The following is a 5,024-nucleotide window of genomic DNA, read 5'->3' on the forward strand; positions in this document are numbered from 1 at the left end:
GTCAGGGCCACCGGTTCTGTTGCGGCCTTGCGGCGTCCCACTGACTGGGTACAAGCCGCAGTATGGCGAGACGGCGGAGAGTGGCCTCGGTGAGACTGGATCAATGCTTCAAGGGGCGACAGTTCACCGCCGAGGTGATCCTCTGGGCAGTCCGCTGGTACCTCATTTTCCCGGTCAGCTATCGCGATCTCGAGCTGATGCTGGCCGACCGTGGGGTAGAGATCGCGCACACCACCATTTTCCGTTGGACCCAGACCTACGTGCCGTAAATCGAGAAGCGGATCCGGCCACATCTGCGGCCGAGTAACGGCTCTTGGCGGGTCGACGAGACCTACGTTCGGGTGAAGGGCCGCTGGATGTACCTGTACCGCGCGGTCGACAGCCGTGGCCAGACGATCGACTTCCTGCTCTCGGCCAAGCGGGACGCGGAGGCCGCGAAGCGCTTCTTCCGCAAGGCGCTCGGGCAGCCGCACACGGTGAACCCACGCACCATCACGGTGGACAAGAACCCGGCCTACCCGTGTGCCATCGAGCGGATGAAGGAGGACGGCGAGCTGTGGCGCTTCTCCCGCCTACGACAGCGCAAGATTCTCAATAACATAGTGGAACAAGACCACCGGCGCGTGAAGCGCCTAGTCAGACCGGGCCTCGGCTTTGGCGGTTTCCACACGGCACGACGAACACTGACGGGCTTCGAGGTAATGGCGATGATCAGGAAGGGGCAGGTTCGGGGTATCGGTGGGCGCGACATCCGGGCCCAAACCACCTTCGTCGCCGAGTTGTTCCAGGACGCCGCCTGATCTGGCTCCGGTCGTGGCCCTTCGCGGCCACCAACAATCTTTGCAACGGAACCGTCAGAGGCAAACACCTGCTTCAAGGACCCGTCCGAGTCTTGGAGCATGACGAAGGTATCATGACCACTGAGGCCAAGCTTTGTGGCTACCGCGATAGCCGCCTTGATCGCAGCCGATTGGGATTTATAACCAACGTACTAGTTTGTGGCCTTAAGAATCGCCCAGCCGCTATCAGACGGAACTGCGGTGTAGACCATCTTCGACAAAACCATTCCTCCGGACGGCAGGTCTTATAGTCCGATTTGGGATCAGATGGCGAGGCTGCCAGTTGACCCAGTCCCCCGGTGAGGGGCGCTATGTTGGCCTTTGCACTTCTTGCCGACTTCGTCGTCCCGCGCATGCTGACAGACAACCTTCCGCTCGCGCGATCTGTTAGAGGCGATGAACGCTGGATCCCTGACTGGCATTCCCCCCCAGAGGCGTGAAAGGTCAAACAAGTGATGTGTATGTTGTCTCAGGCGGGTCGCGCCGGTCGGGCGACGACCATGGCGCTGATGTTGTTCTCGTCCAGCGCAACTGTGGCTCAGACAGCTGACGCTGTGCCGCAGGTCGAACAGCACACCACCAGTGGCTTATCAGCTCGACAAGCGAGTGGCACATTCGAGCCGCTAGCCTTTGACCGAGCCAGTGCTCCTTTCGGGCTGCGAAACAACAACTGGGTCGCTATCAAAGGCCCGAACCTGCATGGCCGATGGCCGGGGCAAACAGGCGCCACGCCGCTTAGCTTTGCGCGCTTTGCCGATCCGGCGTACTCGATCCGGAGTTTTATCGAGCTTATGCGAACCTATCAGGAGCGCCACAACGCGCGCTCAGCCGTGGACATCCTTAAGCGCTACTCGCCAGCTGGTGATTGTTCCGGTGCACCGTCACTCCCAGCCAGCAGGCGCCGGGAGGGCGGCGGTTGTGTGGAGAACCTGTCAACTCCACCCGTCACCGCGGTGCGAGTGGCGCGCGCTGTCGGGCTGCAGCCGAACGATAGCCTCGACCTGTTCGGCCCGAATGGCGAGATCGAACACCCCGACCGATTGCGAGCCCTGATAGACGGCGTCGTAACCCAGGAGATCGGTCCAAGCCACTGCCCCCAGCCTCCCCGTGGCGAGAGCTGGATTGGATGCCGGGTGAACGACGATGTCTACAACCGCGCTGTCGAGCTGCTGAACCAGCACGGCTGATTGGGTATCGGCACGTTCTTAGGGAGAAGCCCGGGTGACTCTTCTGCAGAGAATGCTGTCGAGCCTCATCGGGAGAGGCCAGCTGACCGTGCGTTATCCCGACGGTCAGGTCCAAGTCGTGAGAGGCAGCGAGGCCGGTGGGGAGGCGGCCTTCGCCATCCGCGACAAGCGCACGATCCGGCGCCTGCTGCTCAACCCAGGCCTGGCCTTCGGGGAAGCCTTCATGGACGGCGGCATCGAACCGATCGGCTGCTCCATTCATGACCTCCTCACCCTGCTGGTCGAGAACATGACCGAGCGGGAGCCGGCATCGGAGATGCTGATGGCCCGTGTTCGGCAGGCACGCCGCTGGCTGGACCAGTTTAATCCCGCACCGCGGGCCCGACGGAACGCAGCGCATCACTACGACCTGGACGGCCGCTTGTTCAGCCTCTTCTTGGACCGCGATCTCCAGTACTCCTGCGCCTACTTTCAGACCGGCCAGGAGACGCTGGAGGAGGCACAGATTCTCAAGAAGCGCCACATCGCCGCAAAGCTGGCGCTCGACCGGCCGGGGCTGGAGGTGCTCGAGATCGGCTGCGGCTGGGGTGGAATGGCGCTGACCCTGGCGCGCGACTGGGGGGCACGGGTGACCGGCATCACCCTGTCGACCGAGCAGCTCGAAGTCGCGCGTGCCCGGGCTGCTGAGGCCGGGCTCTCCGACCGGGTGCGCTTTGAGCTGCTCGACTATCGGGCCTGGAACCGGCCCGTGGACCGCGTCCTCTCGGTAGCGATGTTCGAGGCGGTCGGCCTGGCTCACTACCGTGGTTTCTTCGACGTCATCCGTCGCTCCCTCACGGAGGATGGTGTCGCACTGGTGCACTCCATCGGGCGCTCAGAAGGGCCGGGCAGCACCAATCCCTGGCTGGCCAAGTACATCTTCCCGGGCGGCTACTCCCCAGCGCTTTCCGAGGTGCTGCCGGCGGTGGAGAGCTCCGGGCTGTGGGTGACCGACCTTGAGATCCTCCGCCTGCACTACGCCATGACCATCGCTCACTGGCGGCACCGCTTCGCCGCTAACCGGGGTACGATCCGGTCGCTGCACGACGAGCGGCTGTGCCGCATGTTCGAGTTCTATCTCTCCGGTTGTGAACTGGCCTTCCGCCATATGGGACACATGAACTGGCAGATGCAGCTCACGCGTCGTGTGGACGCCCTGCCGCTGACACGCGACTGGATACACACAGCCGAAGCAGGTGCTGGCCGCTTTCATGAGTGAACTCCGTACGAGCCGATGCGGAGCACTCTGCTGCCGGGGTCAGACATGGACGTCAGCGCTCCACAAGGTTCCGGGAAGCGTCAAAGGTGGAAAACCTCGTGGAGAGCCGGCTCCAAGTCATAGCAACCTTGGTCTAACTACCTCGGCTGTGTGCGCTGGCTGAAGCAGCCCAGCTCGTAGCAGCCGAACAGCGCTACGGCGCCAGCGCCGATCGCCAGCTTCTGCCCGGTGGAGGGGCCATGCTCTGCTGGTTCAGCCGCCCGCTGCGACGGCAGGGCGCCACCGGCTGGGCTCACGAGGGTTACGCCGACCCGCTGTGCGTTCTGCGGCCCCTCCCCTCGCGGCAGGTAGTCGACACTGATCGTGCGACCGGGCGGCAGCGAGCCAACATAACCGGCGAAGGCCGCGACGCTCGGGAACACACGGCCGTCCACGGCGATGACCTGATCGCCTGTGGCAAGCCCAGCCTGTGCGGCGGGCGATCCCCGTCGCACACCTTCCACCTTCAGCAACTCGAACCGCATGCCGCTGTCGACGATGACTTGGCCGCGGCTGACATCCATGCCGAATACCCCGCCGCCCCGCGGCAGCTGCGCTGCCTGCTCGGTGCCGAACAGCTGGTAGCCCATCCTGTTCTCCGCCCGCGCTGGTGGCGCGGCGAGGAGAGCGACCGCGACGAGCGCGGCAGCGAGGTGCTGGCTCGAGCGCGACATCAGACCGAGACCGTGCCCTCATCCGGCAGCTGACCTGTCGGTGTCATCTGGTCCACGGCATGCGGCAGGTGCTGGCTCAGTTGCGACAGGAAATCGTTCGGGTGCATGCCGGCCTGATTGGCCCAGGAATTTACCTGCTGCTCGCCAAAGGCGCTATGAAGCTCCTGCGGCGAGACAGACTGGTTCTGCCCGGAACCCGTCCAGCTATCAACATGCGAGCCGAGCCCCGCCTGCCGCAGCTGACCCAGCAGGCCACCGAGCCCGCCACCCATTCCGCCGCTGCCCATCGCACCACCGGGCATGCCGCCGCCCGCCAGGCCTCCTAGCAGTCCGCCCTGCCCGCCACCGCCGCCCAACATCTGACCGAGCACCCCGGCCATGGGCGAGGAACCGCCACCACCGAGAACACTGCCGAGAACCGTATCAAGAAGACCCATGGTACGCTCCTGTTACTGGACGCCGTAACGCCCGTTCATTGCCGGTGAAATCTTGCCTGGGCCGCTAAGCTGAGGCGGGGGCACTGCCCCCGCCCCGCCTGTTGGTGAACCAGCAGCCCTCAGCGCTTGTCGGGGTTCGCGCCACTGATATTGGTGCCGAGCGTCTTGTCCACGGCGCGGCTGGCGGCCGTACCCGGCGGGTTGCTGCCCGTCGTGCCAGTCACGCCAACACTTCCTGCTGTGCCGCTCGTGCCCGTGGTGTCGTCCACCTCGACCTCGGTCCGGCGAACGGTGTCGTGCACCGTCTCGGTGCGGTCGGACGCATCCTTGCGGATCACCAGTTCCTCCTTCACCCGCGCCTCCTTGCCGACCACGGCCTCCTCCGAGTGCTCGGTGGCGTCGATGACGCGCTCGCGGAAAGCTTCGTCGGCATCCGTCAGCGGCCGGTTCACGGAACGGCGCTGCACATCGACGTGTTCCTCGCGCAGCGTCACCTGCTCGGTGACCGGCGTCTCCACGATGTAGGAGCGCACCCGCACCCGACCGCGCTCGACATCGCGCTTGCCGATCCGGACCTGCTCCTCGACGAT

The 5,024-nt window shown here is 64.8% G+C and carries 5 protein-coding genes and 1 pseudogene; 3 read left to right on the forward strand and 3 right to left on the reverse strand.

Annotated elements, in window-relative coordinates:
* Positions 1–89 precede the first annotated feature (89 nt).
* From BO39_RS32230 to BO39_RS28965, 3 genes and pseudogenes are all read left to right on the forward strand, one after another.
* Positions 90–800, forward strand: a pseudogene (locus BO39_RS32230) (IS6 family transposase).
* Positions 801–1,339: 539 nt separating this feature from the next.
* Positions 1,340–2,026 carry a hypothetical protein gene (locus tag BO39_RS33425; protein WP_156964141.1) on the forward strand — a complete coding sequence of 229 codons (687 nt, stop codon included), beginning with the start codon at positions 1,340–1,342 and terminating at the stop codon, positions 2,024–2,026.
* A 52-nt stretch (positions 2,027–2,078) separates the two neighbouring features.
* A complete protein-coding gene (locus BO39_RS28965; RefSeq protein ID WP_043840314.1) occupies positions 2,079–3,284 on the forward strand; it encodes an SAM-dependent methyltransferase in 1,206 nt (401 codons plus the stop codon).
* 137 nt (positions 3,285–3,421) lie between these two features.
* Here BO39_RS28965 and BO39_RS28970 read toward each other — a convergent pair whose 3' ends face one another.
* The 3 genes from BO39_RS28970 to BO39_RS28980 form a co-directional block, all read right to left on the reverse strand.
* Positions 3,422–3,997: a PDZ domain-containing protein gene (locus BO39_RS28970; protein ID WP_043840316.1), complete on the reverse strand. Its 576-nt coding sequence runs from the start codon at positions 3,995–3,997 to the stop codon at positions 3,422–3,424.
* On the reverse strand, positions 3,997–4,434 hold the full coding sequence (locus BO39_RS28975) for a YidB family protein (protein ID WP_043840317.1): 438 nt from the start codon (positions 4,432–4,434) through the stop codon (positions 3,997–3,999). The genes BO39_RS28970 and BO39_RS28975 overlap by 1 nt, the downstream gene beginning before the upstream one ends.
* 119 nt (positions 4,435–4,553) lie before the next feature.
* A partial coding sequence (locus tag BO39_RS28980; protein WP_043840319.1) for a YsnF/AvaK domain-containing protein occupies positions 4,554–5,024 on the reverse strand: 471 nt, incomplete at its 5' end.

This window comes from Roseomonas aerilata DSM 19363, assembly GCF_000711725.1.
In the GTDB taxonomy this organism is placed as follows: Bacteria; Pseudomonadota; Alphaproteobacteria; order Acetobacterales; family Acetobacteraceae; genus Roseomonas; species Roseomonas aerilata.